Genomic DNA, 16,313 nt, shown 5'->3' with positions numbered 1-16,313 from the left:
CCCGCCATGAACCGTGTCTCCACCGTCGGGAACTACTCCGCGATCCTCGCCAATCTGATGGCCGCCCAGCGCAAGCAGGTCGAAGCCGGCGAGCAGGTCTCCACCCAGAAGAACGGCAGCGACCTGAAGGACTACGCGCGCAACGCCGAGATGCTCACCGCGATGCGTTCCGTGAACGCGCGCGCAGGGGGCTTTCTGGAGCAGAACGCCCTGATCGCCGATCGCCTGACCACTCAGGACACCGCGCTCAGCCAGGTCAGCGACGCGATTAAGGCGACCCGCGAGGCGATCGCCGAGGCGCTCGCCAGCGGTCGGGCCGACACCCTGGTTGAGGATGTGGACGCCCAACTGCGCAACGCGGTGGAGGGCATGAACGCCCGCTACGGGGGCAAGTACCTGTTCTCCGGCGGCCAGATCAACACCAAGCCGGCGGTGGCGACCGGCCTCGCGGCGCTGACCGCGCCGGGCTCGGTGATCGCGGACTTCTTCAAGAACGACAATTTCGACGTGCGCTCCCAGGTGGACGAGTCGACCACCGTTGATGTCGGCATCACGGCCAGTGACATCGGCACGAACCTGCTGACCGCCTACAAGGCGTTCCAGACCTTCGAGGAAGGCGGAACCGGGTCCTTCGGCGGCGTGCTCACCGATGCTCAGCGCACCTTCCTGGAAGGCCAGTTGGCCAGTTGGGATGCGGCGACGACCGAGATCACCAACATCACCGGACGCAATGGCCTGGTGCAGAAGCGGGTCGAGGCGGTGCGGCAGGACCTCGTCTCGCGGCAGAACATCGTCGGCGGCATGATCGGCGACATCACCGACGTGGACATGGCCGCGGCGATCAGCCGGATGCAGGCCGCCCAGCTCGCCGTGCAGTCGGCGGCCGAGGTGTTCCGCACGTTGCAGGAAAGCTCGCTGATCAACCTGCTGCGGTAGCGACCTCGCAAAGGCGCGCCCGAACCGCTAAATAGGCGGCCATGAACGCGCCTGTTCTCCACACCGATGCGGCGATCGACGCCGTGCGCGCGGCCGTCGGCCTGCCGGCCGGCGCGCGCATCGTCGCGGCGATGTCGGGCGGCGTGGATTCCACCGTCACCGCGGCGTTGCTCGCTCGCGCCGGCTACGATGTGGTGGGCGTGACCCTGCAACTCTACGACCACGGGGCGGCGGTGCAGAAGAAGGGCGCCTGCTGCGCTGGCCAGGACATTCATGACGCGCGCCAGGCGGCCGACGCCATCGGCGTTCCGCACTATGTGCTCGACTATGAAAGCCGTTTCCGCGACCAGGTGATCGAGGATTTCGCCGACGCCTACCTGCGTGGCGAGACGCCGATCCCCTGCATTCGCTGCAATCAGACGGTGAAGTTCCGCGACCTGCTGGACGTCGCCCGCGATCTGGGCGCTGAGGCCATGGCCACGGGTCACTATGTCCAGCGCGCCGCACACCCGGCGGGCGCGCGACTGATGCGTGCGGCGGACCCGGCCCGCGACCAGAGCTATTTCCTGTTCGCCACCACGCGCGATCAGCTGGACTACCTGCGTTTTCCGCTGGGCGGGCTGCCGAAGGCGGAGGTGCGACGCGTGGCGGCCGAGCTCAAGCTCAATGTCGCCGCCAAGCCGGACAGCCAGGACATCTGCTTCGTGCCGGAAGGCCGCTACACCACCCTCATCGACCGGTTGCGACCGCAAGGCGCGCTGCCCGGCGACATCGTCCATCAGGACGGCCGCGTGCTGGGCCGCCACGAAGGCGTCACCCGCTACACCATCGGCCAGCGCCGTGGGCTTAACGTCGCCGTGGGCGATCCGCTGTTCGTGGTGCGCATCGACGCCGACGCGCGCCAGGTGATCGTCGGCCCGCGCGAGGCGCTGCTGACCGCGGCCCTGACGCTGAAGGAAACCAACTGGCTGGGCGACGAGACGACCATCGAGGCCGCGGCGGCCGTCGGTCGCCAGGTGCTGGCGCGGGTGCGTTCGACCCGCGAGCCGGCGACAGCTCGCCTGACGTTGGTGGACGGCGAAGCGGCCGTGGCGTTCGACACGGCGGAGGAGGGGGTGGCCCCCGGCCAGGCCTGCGTGCTCTACGCCGCCGAGGACGACAGCCGCGTGCTGGGCGGCGGATTCATCGCGGCCACGCGCGCGGCGGCCTGAACCGGTCTTGCGGCCGGCCCTGGGGCGTCGCACATCTTAGCGATGAGCACTGATCCGATCGTCATCGTCAGCTACGCACGTACGCCCATGGGCGGCTTCCAGGGCGCGTTGGCTTCCGTCAAAGCCACTGAACTCGGGGCCGCCGCCGTACGCGCCGCGGTCGAGCGCGCAGGGCTCGCCCCCGACGCGGTCGAGGAGATCCTGATGGGCTGCGTGCTGCCCGCAGGGCTTGGCCAGGCGCCGGCCCGTCAGGCGGCGCTGGGCGCGGGCCTGCCGATCTCGGTGGCGGCGACAACGGTCAACAAGATGTGCGGCTCCGGCATGCAAGCCGCCATGCTGGCGCACGACGCGCTGGCGGCCGGCTCGGCCGAGATAATCGTCGCCGGCGGCATGGAGAGCATGAGCAATGCGCCCTACCTGCTCACCAAGCACCGCGGCGGCGCGCGGATCGGCCACGATACGGCGTTCGACCACATGTATCTCGACGGTCTGGAGGACGCCTATGAGCCTGGCCGGCTGATGGGCTCGTTCTGCGAGGAGACGGCGAAGAGCTATCAGCTGACCCGCGAGGCGATGGACGAATATGCGATCAGCAGCCTCGCTCGTGCGCGCAAGGCGACCGAGAGCGGCGCCTTCGCCCGCGAGATCACGCCCGTCCAGGTGAACGGCCGCGGCGGGTCGGTGATCGTCGAGCACGACGAACAGCCGCTGAAGGCCGACCCGGCGAAGATCCCGACGCTGCGACCCGCCTTCGCCAAGGATGGGGCGATCACCGCGGCCAACGCCTCGTCGATCAGTGACGGCGCGGCGGCCCTGGTGCTGATGCGGGAATCAACAGCGCGGCGCCTGGGCCTGCCGGTGGTGGCGCGGATCGCCGCCCACGCTTCACACGCCCATGAGCCGGCCCAATTCTCGACCGCGCCGGTCCCGGCGATTCGCAAGGCGCTGGCCAAGGCCGGTTGGAGCGTCGACGACGTCGACCTGTTCGAGGTCAACGAGGCCTTCGCCGCGGTGGCCATGATCGCCGAACAGGAACTGGGCCTCGACCGCGCCAAGCTGAACGTCAACGGCGGGGCCTGCGCGCTCGGCCACCCGATCGGAGCCAGCGGCGCGCGAATCCTCGCCACCCTGTTGTCGGCGCTGCAGGCGCGCGGCGGCGGTCGGGGTGTCGCCTCCCTGTGCATCGGCGGGGGCGAGGCGGTGGCGATGGCGGTGGAAGCCGCCTGAGGCTCAGCCCGCCGAGCGGGTCTTGCCGGCCATGTCGATCATGTTGAACTTCATGCCGCCGGGAAGTTCCATGTCGCCGGGCTTGAAGCCGGCGGGGCAGGCGCCTTTCCAGGTCGCCTGGACGACCATCTTGTGTTCGCCATTCATCTGCGGGGCTCCGGCGCCTGTAGTGACCGTGGTCGCTTCCATCCGGTAGCCGGTTGCGAAGTCGCCGGTGGCCACACCATTGGTGACCGTCTTGCCGCCCGAGCCCATGTCGCACTCCGAGGCGATCTCCCAGGCCCCGTCGAGGCGCCGAGCGATGCGGGTCTTGGCGCACATGTCCTTGGTGGCCTGCTGGCCCCACCAAGACAGCTTCTGCTCGACGGCTTCGTCGAGGCAAAGGCGCGTGGTCTGGTCCATGCCGCTCATCGACACCCGCTGCTCCCACAGGCCCGGCTTGCGGTGTGGCGGGGTCATGGCGACGGCGGGGCCGCTGGCCGTGGCCGACGCGTCGGCGGCGGTTCCTGTCTTTGCAGGGGCCGCCTTGTCGCCGGCGGATTTGTCGCCGCAGCCGGAGAGGGCGGCGATCGTCGCGGCTGCGGCCAGCCAGGCCAGTCTGCCGTTCATCTTGCACTCTCCCAAAGTCGTCGCCACGTGTCGAAGCTAGCCGGGATCGAATCCCGGCGCGACATCGTTTCAGGATCCATGATGAGCCAACTTCGCAACGACACCACCCGTTCGCGCTACGAGATGGACGAGCAGGGTGAGACCTCCTGGGCCGACTACCGGCTGCAGGGTGAGCGTCTCTATATCGATCACGTGGAAAGCCCGGACAGCCTGCGTGGGACCGGCGCGGCCGGTCGGCTGATGGGCGCGCTGGCGCAGGACGCGCGCGAGCGCGGCCTGAAGATCACGCCAATCTGCGGCTATGCGGCTGCCTGGTTGCGACGCAACAAGGACTTCGCCGACCTGGTGAGCTGAGGCCCGAGCGGGCGCGGAGAGGCGCTACGATCTGGAGTGGTCAGGAACGGTCGCCGTCGCGGTCCGGGCCGCTCGGTGCGCAGGCCGTCCCCTCCCGCCAGGGAGAGGGACAGCATCGACGGCGCGCGCGAATTCTTCGCGCTGGGCCGACTTCAGCCGCGCTTGGTGATGGCTTCGAGCGTCTGAACGCGGGCTTCGCAATCTTCGATCAGGCGACGGGCGATGTCGCGCACGCCGGGCGGATAGGCTTCGCCGCCTTCGGCGATCTCACCCGAAAGGCGTTCGACTGCGACGAGCGCGGCCTGCAGCGCCATGATGTGCTCACGGGCCAGGTTGCGGGCTTCGGCTTGCAGGCGGCGAATGCGTTCCGACAGCGTTTCGGCGCGCGGGTCGCGCGCGGCGTTGTCAGAGACGACGGCGAGCGTAGGTGACATATTTGGCATCCCCAAATGTCGCGATCCGAACGTCACCCGCGGTCCACAACAGACCACCCACAGCGGCGCTCGTTTCCTGTCCTATTACCGTACGAATCGGGTCCAGGTTCCGTGCTGAGTTCACGAAAGGCGCCAGATCGTCGCGGCCGTGGATTCTGAGATACATAACTTCGGATTCACCGTGCGCTTTCGGGACGATAAGGGGCCCGAGCGCTGATCTTGCGCCGACCGGCGCAGAAGTGATCCGAATGCGAGACGCCTTCTGCGCCTACGCCGCCGCCCGGTGTCATACAGGCGCCTTGTCGAGAACAAAATCAGAACATTGATGCGGAGTCAATCACTGCGCTAGGGTGAGGGCGATCGACAGGAGCGCGCCATGCTGAGTCTCACCCTCGCCGCCGTCTTGGCCGCGCTCGCCCAGGCCCCGGTCCAGGACGCCCCGGCGCCGGGCGGCAGGATCGAGGTCCTGCAGTCGCGCTTCGGGACTCTCGGCGTCGACGCGGAAGGTCGCGACATCCTCACCCCGACAGCCGTCGTGCCCCTGAAGACCGGTCAGGGCTACGGCTGGGAGGTGCTGGTGCGCACCGAACGTCCCAGCTTGAAGTGGCGCGAGACGTTCGTCCTGCCGAAGCCTGCGTCCACCTGGGGCGTCACCGACGCCGGTGTGGCCGTCTCAGAGGACGCCCGCACCGCGATTACCGAACGCGAGGTCTCCGCCGCCACTGGGGTAATCAGCAACGCCTGGCAGGTGGCCGACGGTGATCCGGCCGGCCATTACACAATCCGCGTCGAGATCGAGGATCTGCCGGAGATCACCTTCGAGTTCGAGGTGAAGTAGGAGACTCCGCGGAGCTTTATCGCTTGCCGCCGTGCTTCTTGAAGCGCGCGGCGGCCTCGGCGCGGGCTTCGGAGCGGGTGCGCTTTGGCGCGTCGCGGTCGGCGGTTTCGCCCGCAGGCGTCATCACGTCGTTGGCGAACTCCAGGTCCATCAGCTTCAGCCGCTTGATCTCGTCGCGCATCCGCGCAGCTTCCTCGAACTCCAGATTGGCCGCCGCCGCGCGCATTCGGTTCTCCAGGTCGCGCAGGGTCGCCTTGAAGTTGTCGCCCAAGAACGGCTTGGCCCCATCCTCGGCGACGCCGGCGGGCACAGTGACGCGGTCTTTCTCGTAGGGGCTCGCCAGAATGTCCTTGATCCGGCTCTTGATGCTCTCGGGCGTGATCCCGTGCTCGAGGTTGTAGATCTCCTGCTTCTCGCGCCGCCGCTTAGTCTCGGCCATGGCGCGTTCCATCGAGCCGGTGATCTTGTCGGCGTAGAGGATCACCTTGCCGTCGACGTTGCGCGCGGCGCGGCCGATGGTCTGGATCAGCGAGGTCTCGGAGCGCAGGAAGCCCTCCTTGTCGGCGTCGAGGATCGCCACCAGCCCGCACTCGGGGATGTCCAGGCCCTCACGCAAGAGGTTGATGCCGACCAGCACGTCGAAGACGCCTAGCCGCAGGTCGCGGATGATCTCGATGCGCTCGAGCGTGTCGATGTCGGAGTGCATGTAGCGCACGCGCAGGCCCTGCTCGTGCATGTACTCCGAGAGGTCTTCAGCCATCTTCTTGGTCAGCACCGTGATCAGGCTGCGGTAACCGGCGCGGGCCGCCTGACGGGCCTCGTCGATGACGTCGTCCACCTGGCTGAAGCCGTCGGCTGAGACCGGCTTCACCTCGACCGGCGGATCGATCAGGCCGGTGGGGCGGATCACCTGCTCGGTGAACACCCCGCCGGTGCGCTCCATCTCCCAGGGGCCGGGCGTCGCCGACACATGCACCGTGTCCGGACGCATCGCGTCCCACTCCTCGAATTTGAGCGGGCGGTTGTCGAGGCAGGAGGGCAGGCGGAAGCCGTACTCGGCCAGGGTGAATTTGCGCCGGTAGTCGCCCCGGTACATGCCGCCGATCTGCGGCACCGTCTGGTGGCTCTCGTCGACGAACAGCAGGGCGTTGTCGGGGATGTATTCGAAGAAGGTCGGCGGCGGCTCGCCGGGCCGTCGGCCCGTGAGGTAGCGCGAGTAGTTCTCGATGCCCGCGCACGAGCCTGTCGCCTCGATCATCTCGACGTCGAAGGTGGTGCGCTGCTCCAGCCGCTGGGCCTCCAGCAGCTTGCCGTTGGCGACCATCCAGTCCAGCCGCTCCTTGAGTTCGGCCTTAATCTGCGTGACCGCCTGCCGGAGCGTCGGGCGCGGCGTCACATAGTGGCTGTTCGCGTAGATCTTGATCTGGTCGAGGTCGGCGGTCTTCTTGCCGGTCAGCGGATCGAACTCGGTGATTGTCTCCACCTCGTCGCCGAACAGGCTGATCCGCCAGGCGCGATCCTCGTAGTGGGCGGGGAAGATCTCGATGGTGTCGCCGCGCCGGCGGAAGGTGCCGCGCTCGAAGGCCTGGTCGTTGCGCTTGTACTGCTGGGCCACCAGGTCGGCCATCAACTGCTTCTCGTCGATCCGCTGGCCCGGCGCGAGGGTGAACGTCATCGCCGTGTAGGTCTCGACGGAGCCGATGCCGTAGATGCACGAGACCGAGGCGACCACGATCACGTCGTCGCGCTCGAGGATCGCTCGGGTCGCCGAGTGGCGCATCCGGTCGATCTGCTCGTTCACCGAGCTATCCTTCTCGATGTAGGTGTCGGTCCGGGGCACATAGGCCTCGGGCTGGTAGTAGTCGTAGTAGGAGACGAAGAACTCGACGGCGTTGTCGGGGAAGAAGCTCCTGAACTCGGAATAGAGCTGGGCGGCGAGTGTCTTGTTGGGCGCCAGGATCAGCGCGGGTCGCTGGGTCTGCTCGATGACCTTGGCCATGGTGAAGGTCTTGCCCGACCCGGTGACCCCCAAGAGCACCTGGTCGTGCTCGCGGCCCGCGAGGCTCGCGACTAGCTCGGCGATGGCCGTCGGCTGGTCGCCCGCCGGCTCGTAGTCGCTGACCAGCTTGAAGGCGCGTCCGCCCTCCGTCTTGTCCGGCCGGGCAGGACGGTGCGGCGTCCACAACATGGGCGCGGCGTTCTCGTCGTAGTTGAACGTCGCCGACATGTCGGACACGCCAGCGGGAGCGTCTTTCAAGGGGGAACGGGGCATGAACGGGAAGGTAGGCTCGCGTCGCCGCGAACGCTACCCCCGTGCGCCAGAAGTCGGAGGCCTATTCGCCCTGCGACTTGCTGATCGCGGTGCCGGCGGCCGCGCCGACCGCCGCGCCGACCGGGCCGCCGACCACCGCGCCGCCGACTGCGCCGGTGGCTGCGCGCTGTTCCGTGGTGTGACCGCAGGCGGCCAGGCTGAGCATCAGGCCCGCGGCGGCCAGCAGGTTGAAAGTCTTGCGCATATCGGTCCTCCGGGGTGAAGCGTTGCTGCAAGAACGACAAGGCGCAGATGAGGTTCCGAACACCTGCGCAGACTCTCGGATTCGTTCATCCTTAATGCTGCACTGCAAAATTAACTTGCCGCCAAGCCTGTTTTCAGGCACACACCGACTCGAAACTAACGCCAAGCCTGTTCCACTCGTGGTCGGACAGGCCCGCTCAATGATCCGTCGCCAGCACGTGCAGGAACGGTTCGGGGCACGTTGACGGGGGGCTCCTTTCGCCCTCGCCGAATAGGACACGAACCCTTTTGCATTCTCAATTCCAGGCGCATGCCCTCGGGCATGGGCTGACCGCGGCCGTATTGCGGGGCTCAGGCGTGGGCGCAGCCCTCGCTGGGCTCTATCTGGCCGTCGGGCTCGCGCAGGGCGCCGCCCCGCCGCCCGTGGTCGAAGCCGCCGCCACGACTCATGATCACCAGCGCCTGCTGGTCGCCTATTCGACCGGGCCGGCGTCGCCGCAGCCCGCCGCAATGATTCGTCAGAACGTCGAAGCTCCTGCCGACGGCTTCAAGTCGGTCAGCTTCAAGCGTTCCACCGATCTGAAGCGCGGCGGCGAACTCGATTGCCTGACCAAGGCCGTCTATTTCGAAGCCCGTGGCGAGACCCTGACCGGTCAGGCCGCGGTCGCCCAGGTGGTGCTCAACCGCGTGCGCCATCCGGCCTTCCCGAAATCTGTGTGCGCCGTGGTGTTCCAGGGCTGCCAGTTCAGCTTCGCCTGCGACGGTTCGCTGCGCCGGGCGCATGAGCCAGGCGCCTGGCGTCGGGCCCACACGATCGCGGCGCGCGCCCTGGCTGGCGCGGTGGTCGCCGAGGTCGGCGGCGCGACCCACTTCCACGCCGCCGCCGTGCGCCCCAACTGGGGACCGGGGCTGCAGCGGGTCTCGCAGGTCGGCCTGCATGTCTTCTATCGCCTGAACCGGGGCGCGGTGCGTCGCGCACCGGTGGAGCAGGCGACGCTGGTTCGCCTCGACCAGGCGCAGGAGGCCGCGCCGCAGGCCTATCGCATCGCCTCGGTGATGCCCGCGGAGCTGACGACTGAAGCTGCACCTCAGCCGACGCCCGCTACGGAGCCCGACGCGGCGGTGACCCAGCCAGCCGTCTGATCCTGCTCGCCCATTCCCGTGATTGCGGGTAGGGCGGGGCTTGTCGCGGCGCGTTTCGGCGCGGAATGTTCCCATAGCGAAGGGGACCCAACCGCATGTCCGCAGCACACAACCAGCAACTGTCGCAGCAGCTTCTCGGCTGCGCCTATGAGGCGCTGACGCCGATCCAGCGCAGCGTCATCGACCTGATCGCCGTCGAAGAGCCCAGTGGGGTCAATCCCGCCCTGATCATCGACGACCGCAAGTTCGGCGAGCGGTTGTCCGACAAGGTGGCCGCGGTCGGCGGTTCCTGGGCGTTCATCATCGCTTTCGGCCTAATCCTGGCGCTCTGGATGGGATGGAATGTGCTCACTCGCGGCGGCACGCTGGCGTTCGACCCCTATCCGTTCATCTTTCTGAACCTGATGCTCTCGACGCTAGCCGCGATCCAGGCGCCGGTGATCATGATGAGCCAGAACCGGTCGGCCAAGCGCGACCGCGAGGCCGCCGAGCACGACTACGTGGTCAACCTGCGCGCCGAACTGGAGATCATGCACCTCCACGACAAGCTCGACGCCCTGCGTCAGGCCGAGACGGCCGATCTGCTGCTGCGTCAGAACGAGTTGCTGCGCGAGATCCACGCCGCGGCGAACGTCAAGCGCGCGCCGCGCGCCGCAAAGCCTGCGGCGGCTGGCCGAAAGCCCGGATGAAGGCGCGGCGCATCCGTTCCGGATCACCGAAGCCGGTGGCCTGGGCCACACGATCGATCGGCTGGGCGCTCCCCTCCACCTGATCGCGGGCGGCCTCCAGGCGAAGGCGCTCCACCGCCTTAGCCGGCGTCAGACCCGTGGCCGAGACGAAGGCGCGGGAGAAGTTGCGCGGGCTCATCGCGGCCTGCGCCGCCAGCCGCTCGACGCTCAGCGGTTCGGAAAGTCGCTCGGCCATCCAGGCCAGCAGGCTGGCGAACCGGTCGGCGTGGACGCCGATTTCCCCCAGCGCCGAGTGTTGGGACTGCCCGCCCGGCCGGCGGCGGTGGACCACCAGTTGTTGAGCGGTGCGAAGCGCAACGGCTTCACCCAGATCATCGGCGATCAGCGCGAGCGCCAGGTCGATGCCGGCGGTGATGCCCGCGGATGTCCAAACCGGTCCGTCGGGCACAAAGATGCGGTCCGGCTCCAGGGTGACCTGCGGGAAAAAGCGGGCGAACTCGGCTGTGGCGCTCCAGTGCGTAGTGGCTCGTCTGCCCTCGAGCAGGCCTGCCTGGGCCAGCATGAAGGCGCCTGTGCAGACGCTGGTCATGCGGCGTGCACGCCCGGCCGCGGTGCGCACCCAGTCGACAAGGGCCGGGCGTCGCACCGCCTGGCGCACGCCGTCACCGCCGGAGATCACCAGCGTGTCCAGCGCCGCGTCGTCCAGCGCCGCCGCACCCAAGGCTGCCCCGCTGGTGCTGGCGACCATGCCAGCCTGCTCGGCGAGCACCTCGATGCGATAGGCGCCCGGAACGACCCGTCCGGCGATCTCGAACGCCGACAGCGGGCCGGCGGCGTCCAGCAACTGGAACTGGTCGAAGATCAGGACGGCGATCCGTCTGGTCATGGCGCAAACAGTGGGAAGTTTGTCATTTCAGCCATTCGATAACCCAGGCACTCTGGGTGCGTCAAATTCCAGGAGGCCGCCGTGACCCAGACCAACCCAGAGATCCGCATCGTCTTTCCGCTCTATCCGGGGGTCACCCAGCTCGACTTCACTGGCCCTCACCAGGTGTTCAGTCGACTGCCGGGTGCGAAGGTGACCACTGCCTCCATCGGCGGCCAGCCGATCGAGGCCGATGGCCTGGTGTTCTCCAGCCTGGCCGACCTTGCCGCCGTGGAAGGCTGCGACGTGCTCTGCGTGCCGGGCGGTCTTGGAACGAGCGAGGCGATGCTGGACGAGGCCTACATGGCCCAGATCCGCAGGCTGGGCGCGGGCGCGCGCTACCTGACGTCCGTCTGCACCGGCTCGCTGATCCTGGCGGCCAGCGGTCTGATCCGGGGACGACGCGCCGCCTGCCATTGGGGGTGGCGCGAACTGCTGGAGCTGTTCGGCGTGGTCCCTGACGAGGGCAGGGTGGTTCGTGACGGGAACCTGTTCACCGGCGGCGGTGTGACTGCAGGACTCGACTTCGCCTTCGTCGTGGCGGCGGAACTGGTTGGCGAAGAGACCGCCCAGCGCATTCAACTCGGTCTGGAATATGCGCCCGCCCCGCCATTCGACGCCGGCCGGCCTGAGACGGCGCCCACGGCTGTAGTGGAGGCCGCCCGCAAGGCCATGGCCGGCGCGCTCGACGGCCGCCGGGCCGCGGCCGCCGAAGCGGCTTCGCGGCTACAGTCGGTGTGAGCGGTTTGCTCAGCGGTTCTGCAGATTGCCCTGGCGGGTCGTGTTCTGCCGGATATTCCCGTGGCGGCCCTGTTCCTTCAGGTTGATGTCGGCGTCGCCGGGTTGGTCCGACTGGACGCCGCTGACATCGTCGCGTCGCTCGCGATCCTGGCCCTCGATGTCGGGCTTCTGCCCCTTGAAGGCGCGTTGTTCCGGCGGAATGGGTGGAGCTTTCGACATGGTGTTTGCCTCCTTGCAGGAGAAGCAACACCCTGCGCGCGGGCCGGGTTCCTTGTCGCTCAGGCGGCGTCGAGGCCGATGTCCAGCACCGGCGCGGAGTGGGTGAGGGCGCCGACGCTGATCACATCCACCCCAGTCTCGGCTATCGCGCGCACGGTGGCCAGGGTCACCCCGCCCGACGCCTCCAGCGTCACGCGGCCGGCCGCCCGGCGCACGGCGGTCGCAAGGTCGCCGAGGTTGAAGTTGTCCAGCATGATCACGTCAGGCGTATAGCGCAGCGCCTCGTCGAACTGGTCGAGGCCGTCGACCTCGATCTCGATCTTGGTCAGGTGACCGCAGGCCAGGCGGGCGCGCAGCAGGGCTTCGGAGACGCCGCCGCAGGCCACGACGTGGTTGTCCTTGATGAGGATGGCGTCATCGAGACCGAAGCGGTGGTTGACCCCGCCGCCGCAGCGCACGGCGTATTTCTCAAGATGCCGCAGGCCGGGCGTCGTCTTGCGGGTGTCGACGATGCGGGCTTGGGTGCCGGCCACCGCGCTGACATAGGCGGCGGTCAGGGTGGCGACGCCGGACAGTCGTCCAAACAGGTTCAGGGCCGTGCGTTCGGCCGACAGCACGGCGCGGGCGTTCCCCTCGACGCGCGCCAGCACCGCGCCGGGCGCTGCGTGGGAGCCGTCGGGGGCGACAACCTCGAAACGGACGCTGGGATCGAGTTCGGCGAACGCCAGCCGCGCGCAGTCGAGGCCGGCCACGATCCCGGGCTGGCGGGTCACGAACACCGCCGACAGCCGCGCGTCCTCGGCGATGCAGGCCTGGGCGGTGATGTCGCCGGCGCGGCCGAGGTCTTCGACCAGCGCGGCGCGGACCACGGGCGCGATCAGCAGGTCAGGGAGCGGGGAGATCATTCGGCGGCGATGCGCAGGCGCGCGTCCTGGTCGACGTCGGCCAGATTGACGAAGGTGCGCTTGGCGTCGGGCGAGGTCTGCGGGAAGTCGCTGCGGAAGTGTCCGCCGCGGCTCTCGTGACGCGCCAGGGCGCAGGCGGCTACCAGACGCGCCGCGCTCAGCACCCCGCCGCGACCGTGGGTCGCCTGGAGATCGTCGATCATCCGCAGCAGTCGGGTCAGCCCTTCGGCGTCGCGGACGACGCCGGCGTCGCGGCTCATGGCCTGGCGCAGGTCCTGGACGGCGGCTTCGGGCAGGTCGGCGCCGATCAGTCGGCGCGTCGCCTGGGTCGCAGGATCGGGCGTCTGCGCGGCGGCGACGCCGGCGCGGGCGCCGAATACGGCCGCTTCCAGCAGCGAGTTCGAGGCCAGACGGTTTGCACCGTGGACGCCGGTCGAGGCGCATTCGCCGGCGGCGAACAGCCCGTCCAACGAACTGCGCCCATCGGCGTCGGTGACGATCCCGCCCATGTGGTAGTGGCAGGCCGGCGCGACGGGGATCGGCTGGATCCGCGGGTCGATGCCGCCGGACAGGCAGGCGGCGAACACCGTCGGGAACTCAACAGGGAAGTGGTCTCCGACCGCCTCGCGAGCATCCAGGAACGCGCCGCGCCCGGCGATCCGTTCGGCATGGATGGCGCGCGCCACCACGTCGCGCGGCGCCAGCTCGGCGTCGGGATGGTAGCCGGTCATGAAGCGTTCGCCGGCGGCGTTGATCAACACCGCGCCTTCGCCCCGCAGAGCCTCGGTGGCGAGCGGCGCAGGATCGCGGCCGATGTCGATAGCGGTCGGGTGGAACTGCACGAATTCCGGGTCGCCGATCAGCGCGCCGGCCATGGCCGCCAGCCCCAGGCCTTCGCCACGCAACTCTGGCGGCGTCGTGGTGTCGGCATAGAGGCCGCCGATGCCGCCGGTGGCCAGCACGACCGCCGACGCGGTGATCTCCAGCAGGCCGCCGTGATCCTGAGCCACGACGACGCCGCGCACGCCTCCAGCCGCGTCCAGCAGCAGGCCGCGTAGGCGCAGACCGGAGCGGATCTCGATATGCGACGCCGCGAGCGCCGCACGCGAAGCGGCTTCCATGATCGCGTGGCCGGCCTGATCGCCCTTCACTCGCGCCACGCGGGCGCGGGAGTGGGCGGCCTCCAGACTCTGGACGAAGCCGCCGTGAGCGTCGCGGTCGAACGGCGCGCCCAAGTCGGCCAGCGCCCTGACGGCCTCGGCGCCGTGATCGGCCAGGAGCCGCGCCATCGCCGCGTCGACCAGGCCCGCGCCGGCCGCCACGGTGTCGGCGGCGTGCAGAGCGGCGGCGTCGTCGGCGCCCAGCGCCGCGGCCATGCCGCCCTGCGCCCAGGCCGACGAGCAGCCGTGATTCAGCGCGGCGCCGGTGAGCACCAGGACCTTGCGCGGCGCGGCTGCGAGGGCCGCGGACAGCCCCGCCAGGCCGGCGCCGACGATCAGCACGCCGTCATGTCGGATACGTTCGGTCATGGCCGGGCTCCTTCCTTCCCCTCGCGGGAAACAGGCGTCGATCCGAGCGGGCTCAGATCAACTCCACGTCCACGTGGTGGCGGGCCTTCACCAGGTCGTAGCGAGCCGGGATCGGGGGCGGCGGCAGGTCGACCATGCGCTGCACGGCGCGCCGCGCACGCTCGGCGATCGCCGGGTCCACGGTCACCTCGTAGCGGTCGTAGGCGAGCGACTCGTAGATGTTTTCCAACGTGATCCGCTTCATGTGCGGGCACAGGTTGCAGGGCCGCACGAACTCGGTGTCGGGCGCGTCGGCGGCGACGTTGTCGGCCATCGAGCACTCGGTGATCATCACCACCTGCTTCGGCTTGCGGGTGATCACATAGTCGTTCATCGCCGCGGTCGAACCGGTGAAGTCCGACAGCTCGATCACCTCGGTCGGGCATTCCGGGTGGGCCAGGATCTCCGCGCCCGGATAGGCGGCGCGCAGTTCCAGGATGTCCTCGCGGTTGAAGCGCTCGTGCACTTCGCAGCGGCCCTGCCAGGCGATGATCTTGATCGGTGTCTGGCGCGCGACGTTGCGGGCAAGGAACTCATCGGGGATCAGGATCACCCGGTCGACGCCCCATTCGCGGGCTGCCTGCTCCACCACCTGCACGGCGTTGGCGGAGGTGCAGCAGATGTCAGTTTCGGCCTTCACGTCGGCGGTGGTGTTGACGTAAGTGACGACCGGAACGCCCGGATAGCGCTGTTTGATCAGCCGCACGTCGGCGCCGGTGATCGACGAGGCGAGCGAGCAGCCGGCCAGCAGGTCGGGGATCAGCACGGTCTTTTCCGGCGACAGGATTTTCGAGGTCTCGGCCATGAAGTGCACGCCAGCCTGGACGATGATCTTGGCGTCCGAGCGCGCGGCTTCCTTGGCCAACCCCAGGCTGTCGCCGACATAATCGCCGACCCCATGGAAAATCTCGGGCGTCATGTAGTTATGGGCGAGGATCACGGCGTTCTTCGCACGCTTCAGCCGATTGATCTCGGCGATCAGCGGCGCCTGCTGGCGCCATTCCATCGGGGTGACCTGACGCTTCACCTTTTCCCAAGCTGGCGCCGTCGTGCGTTCCACGTCGGGAGTGAAGGGAAACTGGGTACCATCCGCCACGGCCATCCTCCTTATGCTCAATTTGAGCATTTCCTCGGCCTCAAAAAACGCCGCGCAAGGTTCGGTCCTTCCGTCGGCGTCCCGATTATGCTCAAGGCGAGCAAAAGTCGTAAGCGACATATAGACCTGCAATGCGCCGGCGCCAAGGGCCTTCGACTCAATCTGTTTTGGGCTCAGGCGTCCTGCGGCGTGCGCTTTAGGACGAGGTCGATCATTTCGGCCAGCGCGACCGAAGCGTAGGGCTTACGCAGCAGGGGCCAGGGCGCGCCTTCGATCGAAACCAGAGCCTCGCCGGTATAGCCGGAGCTGAGGATCACGGGCAGGGCAGGGTGCAGCGCCACGGCTTCGTGCGCGAGGTCCACCCCGGTCTTGCCACCCGGCATCACTACGTCGGTGAGCAACAGGTCCACGCCCGGGGTAATGCGCAAGGTCGACATGGCGCTGTCGGCGTCGGGCGCACGCACCACCTCATGGCCGAGATCCTCGAGCATGGCGGTGACCATGTCTCCGACATCCTCATCGTCCTCGGCCAGCAGCACCTTCAGCGCCGAGCGCTTCGGCTCGCTTCGGGCGGTCGGCTCCTGCGGGCTCGCCGCTACGACCTCGTGCGAGAGAGGCATGTAAAGGCGCACGGTGCAGCCCTGGCCGGGCGCGCTGGACACCGTCGCGCCGCCGCCGCTCTGATGGGCGAAGCCATAGACCTGCGCGAGACCGAGACCCGGGCCCTTGCCGGGCTCCTTGGTGGTGAAGAACGGCTCGCACGCCCGGGTGATGGTCTCGGCGTCCATGCCGACGCCGGTGTCGTGCACGGCGACGCAGACGTAGTCGCCGGCCGCGACGCCTTCAACCTCGGAGCGTGCGACGTGCGTTACCTGGCTCTCGATCCGGATCACGCCGCCGCTG

At 68.6% G+C, this 16,313-nt stretch carries 18 protein-coding genes; 8 read left to right on the top strand and 10 right to left on the bottom strand.

Annotated elements, in window-relative coordinates:
- The first annotated feature begins 6 nt into the window (after positions 1–6).
- Genes Q8R27_RS03300 through Q8R27_RS03290 form a run of 3 tightly spaced genes read left to right on the top strand, consistent with a single transcriptional unit; the run spans position 7 to position 3,374 of the window.
- Positions 7–936, top strand: coding sequence for a flagellin (locus tag Q8R27_RS03300; RefSeq protein ID WP_305697667.1), 930 nt, complete (start codon positions 7–9; stop codon positions 934–936).
- A gap of 41 nt (positions 937–977) precedes the next feature.
- Positions 978–2,147: a tRNA 2-thiouridine(34) synthase MnmA gene (gene mnmA / locus Q8R27_RS03295; protein ID WP_305697666.1), complete on the top strand. Its 1,170-nt coding sequence runs from the start codon at positions 978–980 to the stop codon at positions 2,145–2,147.
- A gap of 42 nt (positions 2,148–2,189) precedes the next feature.
- Positions 2,190–3,374 (top strand): acetyl-CoA C-acyltransferase, encoded by a 1,185-nt coding sequence (locus Q8R27_RS03290; protein ID WP_305697665.1) that lies wholly within the window; start codon positions 2,190–2,192, stop codon positions 3,372–3,374.
- 3 nt (positions 3,375–3,377) lie between these two features.
- Here the strand turns inward: Q8R27_RS03290 and Q8R27_RS03285 are convergent, their stop codons facing one another.
- On the bottom strand, positions 3,378–3,983 hold the full coding sequence (locus Q8R27_RS03285; protein ID WP_305697664.1) for a DUF3617 family protein: 606 nt from the start codon (positions 3,981–3,983) through the stop codon (positions 3,378–3,380).
- 81 nt (positions 3,984–4,064) lie between these two features.
- Between Q8R27_RS03285 and Q8R27_RS03280 the strand changes: the two genes are divergently transcribed.
- The gene (locus tag Q8R27_RS03280; protein WP_305697663.1) at positions 4,065–4,337 is read left to right on the top strand and encodes a GNAT family N-acetyltransferase; all 273 of its coding nucleotides are present in this window, start codon (positions 4,065–4,067) and stop codon (positions 4,335–4,337) included.
- Between the two features lie 152 nt (positions 4,338–4,489).
- Here Q8R27_RS03280 and Q8R27_RS03275 read toward each other — a convergent pair whose 3' ends face one another.
- Positions 4,490–4,771 carry a hypothetical protein gene (locus tag Q8R27_RS03275; RefSeq protein ID WP_305597790.1) on the bottom strand — a complete coding sequence of 94 codons (282 nt, stop codon included), beginning with the start codon at positions 4,769–4,771 and terminating at the stop codon, positions 4,490–4,492.
- Positions 4,772–5,147: 376 nt separating this feature from the next.
- Between Q8R27_RS03275 and Q8R27_RS03270 the strand changes: the two genes are divergently transcribed.
- Positions 5,148–5,609: a hypothetical protein gene (locus Q8R27_RS03270; RefSeq protein ID WP_305697662.1), complete on the top strand. Its 462-nt coding sequence runs from the start codon at positions 5,148–5,150 to the stop codon at positions 5,607–5,609.
- A 16-nt stretch (positions 5,610–5,625) separates the two neighbouring features.
- On the opposite strand, the gene uvrB is transcribed toward Q8R27_RS03270, so the two are convergent.
- Positions 5,626–7,881, bottom strand: a complete 2,256-nt coding sequence (gene uvrB, locus Q8R27_RS03265; RefSeq protein WP_305697661.1) for an excinuclease ABC subunit UvrB — start codon at positions 7,879–7,881, stop codon at positions 5,626–5,628.
- Positions 7,882–7,942: 61 nt separating this feature from the next.
- A complete protein-coding gene (locus tag Q8R27_RS03260; RefSeq protein ID WP_305697660.1) occupies positions 7,943–8,125 on the bottom strand; it encodes a hypothetical protein in 183 nt (60 codons plus the stop codon).
- Positions 8,126–8,481: 356 nt separating this feature from the next.
- Here Q8R27_RS03260 and Q8R27_RS14490 point away from each other — a divergent pair, with 356 nt between their 5' ends.
- Together Q8R27_RS14490 and Q8R27_RS03250 are read left to right on the top strand one after the other, a co-directional pair.
- Positions 8,482–9,267 (top strand): cell wall hydrolase, encoded by a 786-nt coding sequence (locus tag Q8R27_RS14490; protein ID WP_371134639.1) that lies wholly within the window; start codon positions 8,482–8,484, stop codon positions 9,265–9,267.
- A 95-nt stretch (positions 9,268–9,362) separates the two neighbouring features.
- Positions 9,363–9,956, top strand: coding sequence for a DUF1003 domain-containing protein (locus tag Q8R27_RS03250; protein ID WP_305697659.1), 594 nt, complete (start codon positions 9,363–9,365; stop codon positions 9,954–9,956).
- Here Q8R27_RS03250 and Q8R27_RS03245 read toward each other — a convergent pair.
- On the bottom strand, positions 9,901–10,842 hold the full coding sequence (locus Q8R27_RS03245) for a GlxA family transcriptional regulator (RefSeq protein ID WP_305697658.1): 942 nt from the start codon (positions 10,840–10,842) through the stop codon (positions 9,901–9,903). The two genes, Q8R27_RS03250 and Q8R27_RS03245, sit on opposite strands and share 56 nt — an antisense overlap.
- An 81-nt stretch (positions 10,843–10,923) precedes the next feature.
- On the opposite strand from Q8R27_RS03245, the gene Q8R27_RS03240 reads away from it, so the two are divergent.
- Complete coding sequence (locus tag Q8R27_RS03240) at positions 10,924–11,622, top strand: DJ-1/PfpI family protein (RefSeq protein WP_305697657.1); 699 nt, start codon at positions 10,924–10,926, stop codon at positions 11,620–11,622.
- Between the two features lie 9 nt (positions 11,623–11,631).
- Here Q8R27_RS03240 and Q8R27_RS03235 read toward each other — a convergent pair whose 3' ends face one another.
- The 5 genes from Q8R27_RS03235 to Q8R27_RS03215 all read right to left on the bottom strand — a co-directional run.
- Positions 11,632–11,841, bottom strand: coding sequence for a hypothetical protein (locus tag Q8R27_RS03235; protein WP_305697656.1), 210 nt, complete (start codon positions 11,839–11,841; stop codon positions 11,632–11,634).
- 59 nt (positions 11,842–11,900) lie between these two features.
- Entirely contained in the window at positions 11,901–12,746 is an 846-nt protein-coding gene (gene nadC, locus Q8R27_RS03230) for a carboxylating nicotinate-nucleotide diphosphorylase (RefSeq protein WP_305697655.1), read from the bottom strand.
- The gene (locus Q8R27_RS03225) at positions 12,743–14,275 is read right to left on the bottom strand and encodes an L-aspartate oxidase (RefSeq protein WP_305697654.1); all 1,533 of its coding nucleotides are present in this window, start codon (positions 14,273–14,275) and stop codon (positions 12,743–12,745) included. The genes nadC and Q8R27_RS03225 overlap by 4 nt, the downstream gene beginning before the upstream one ends.
- A 52-nt stretch (positions 14,276–14,327) precedes the next feature.
- Positions 14,328–15,440, bottom strand: a complete 1,113-nt coding sequence (nadA, locus tag Q8R27_RS03220; protein ID WP_305697653.1) for a quinolinate synthase NadA — start codon at positions 15,438–15,440, stop codon at positions 14,328–14,330.
- Positions 15,441–15,583: 143 nt separating this feature from the next.
- Positions 15,584–16,313, bottom strand: a 730-nt coding sequence (locus Q8R27_RS03215) for an ATP-binding protein (RefSeq protein WP_305697652.1), incomplete at its 5' end; no start/stop codon positions are given.

Source organism: Phenylobacterium sp., assembly GCF_030697305.1.
Lineage (GTDB): Bacteria > Pseudomonadota > Alphaproteobacteria > Caulobacterales > Caulobacteraceae > Phenylobacterium.
This window is presented reverse-complemented; position numbering and strand designations above follow the sequence as displayed.

Coding starts and splice junctions, on each gene's coding strand:
- Q8R27_RS03250 (WP_305697659.1), top strand. CDS start 9,363: ATGTCCGCAGCACACAACCAGCAACTGTCGCAGCAGCTTCTCGGCTGC.
- nadA (WP_305697653.1), bottom strand. CDS start 15,440: ATGCTCAAATTGAGCATAAGGAGGATGGCCGTGGCGGATGGTACCCAG.
- Q8R27_RS03260 (WP_305697660.1), bottom strand. CDS start 8,125: ATGCGCAAGACTTTCAACCTGCTGGCCGCCGCGGGCCTGATGCTCAGC.
- Q8R27_RS03275 (WP_305597790.1), bottom strand. CDS start 4,771: ATGTCACCTACGCTCGCCGTCGTCTCTGACAACGCCGCGCGCGACCCG.
- Q8R27_RS03225 (WP_305697654.1), bottom strand. CDS start 14,275: ATGACCGAACGTATCCGACATGACGGCGTGCTGATCGTCGGCGCCGGC.
- Q8R27_RS03235 (WP_305697656.1), bottom strand. CDS start 11,841: ATGTCGAAAGCTCCACCCATTCCGCCGGAACAACGCGCCTTCAAGGGG.
- nadC (WP_305697655.1), bottom strand. CDS start 12,746: ATGATCTCCCCGCTCCCTGACCTGCTGATCGCGCCCGTGGTCCGCGCC.
- Q8R27_RS03300 (WP_305697667.1), top strand. CDS start 7: ATGAACCGTGTCTCCACCGTCGGGAACTACTCCGCGATCCTCGCCAAT.
- Q8R27_RS03285 (WP_305697664.1), bottom strand. CDS start 3,983: ATGAACGGCAGACTGGCCTGGCTGGCCGCAGCCGCGACGATCGCCGCC.
- uvrB (WP_305697661.1), bottom strand. CDS start 7,881: ATGCCCCGTTCCCCCTTGAAAGACGCTCCCGCTGGCGTGTCCGACATG.
- Q8R27_RS03290 (WP_305697665.1), top strand. CDS start 2,190: ATGAGCACTGATCCGATCGTCATCGTCAGCTACGCACGTACGCCCATG.
- mnmA (WP_305697666.1), top strand. CDS start 978: ATGAACGCGCCTGTTCTCCACACCGATGCGGCGATCGACGCCGTGCGC.
- Q8R27_RS03270 (WP_305697662.1), top strand. CDS start 5,148: ATGCTGAGTCTCACCCTCGCCGCCGTCTTGGCCGCGCTCGCCCAGGCC.
- Q8R27_RS03245 (WP_305697658.1), bottom strand. CDS start 10,842: ATGACCAGACGGATCGCCGTCCTGATCTTCGACCAGTTCCAGTTGCTG.
- Q8R27_RS03280 (WP_305697663.1), top strand. CDS start 4,065: ATGAGCCAACTTCGCAACGACACCACCCGTTCGCGCTACGAGATGGAC.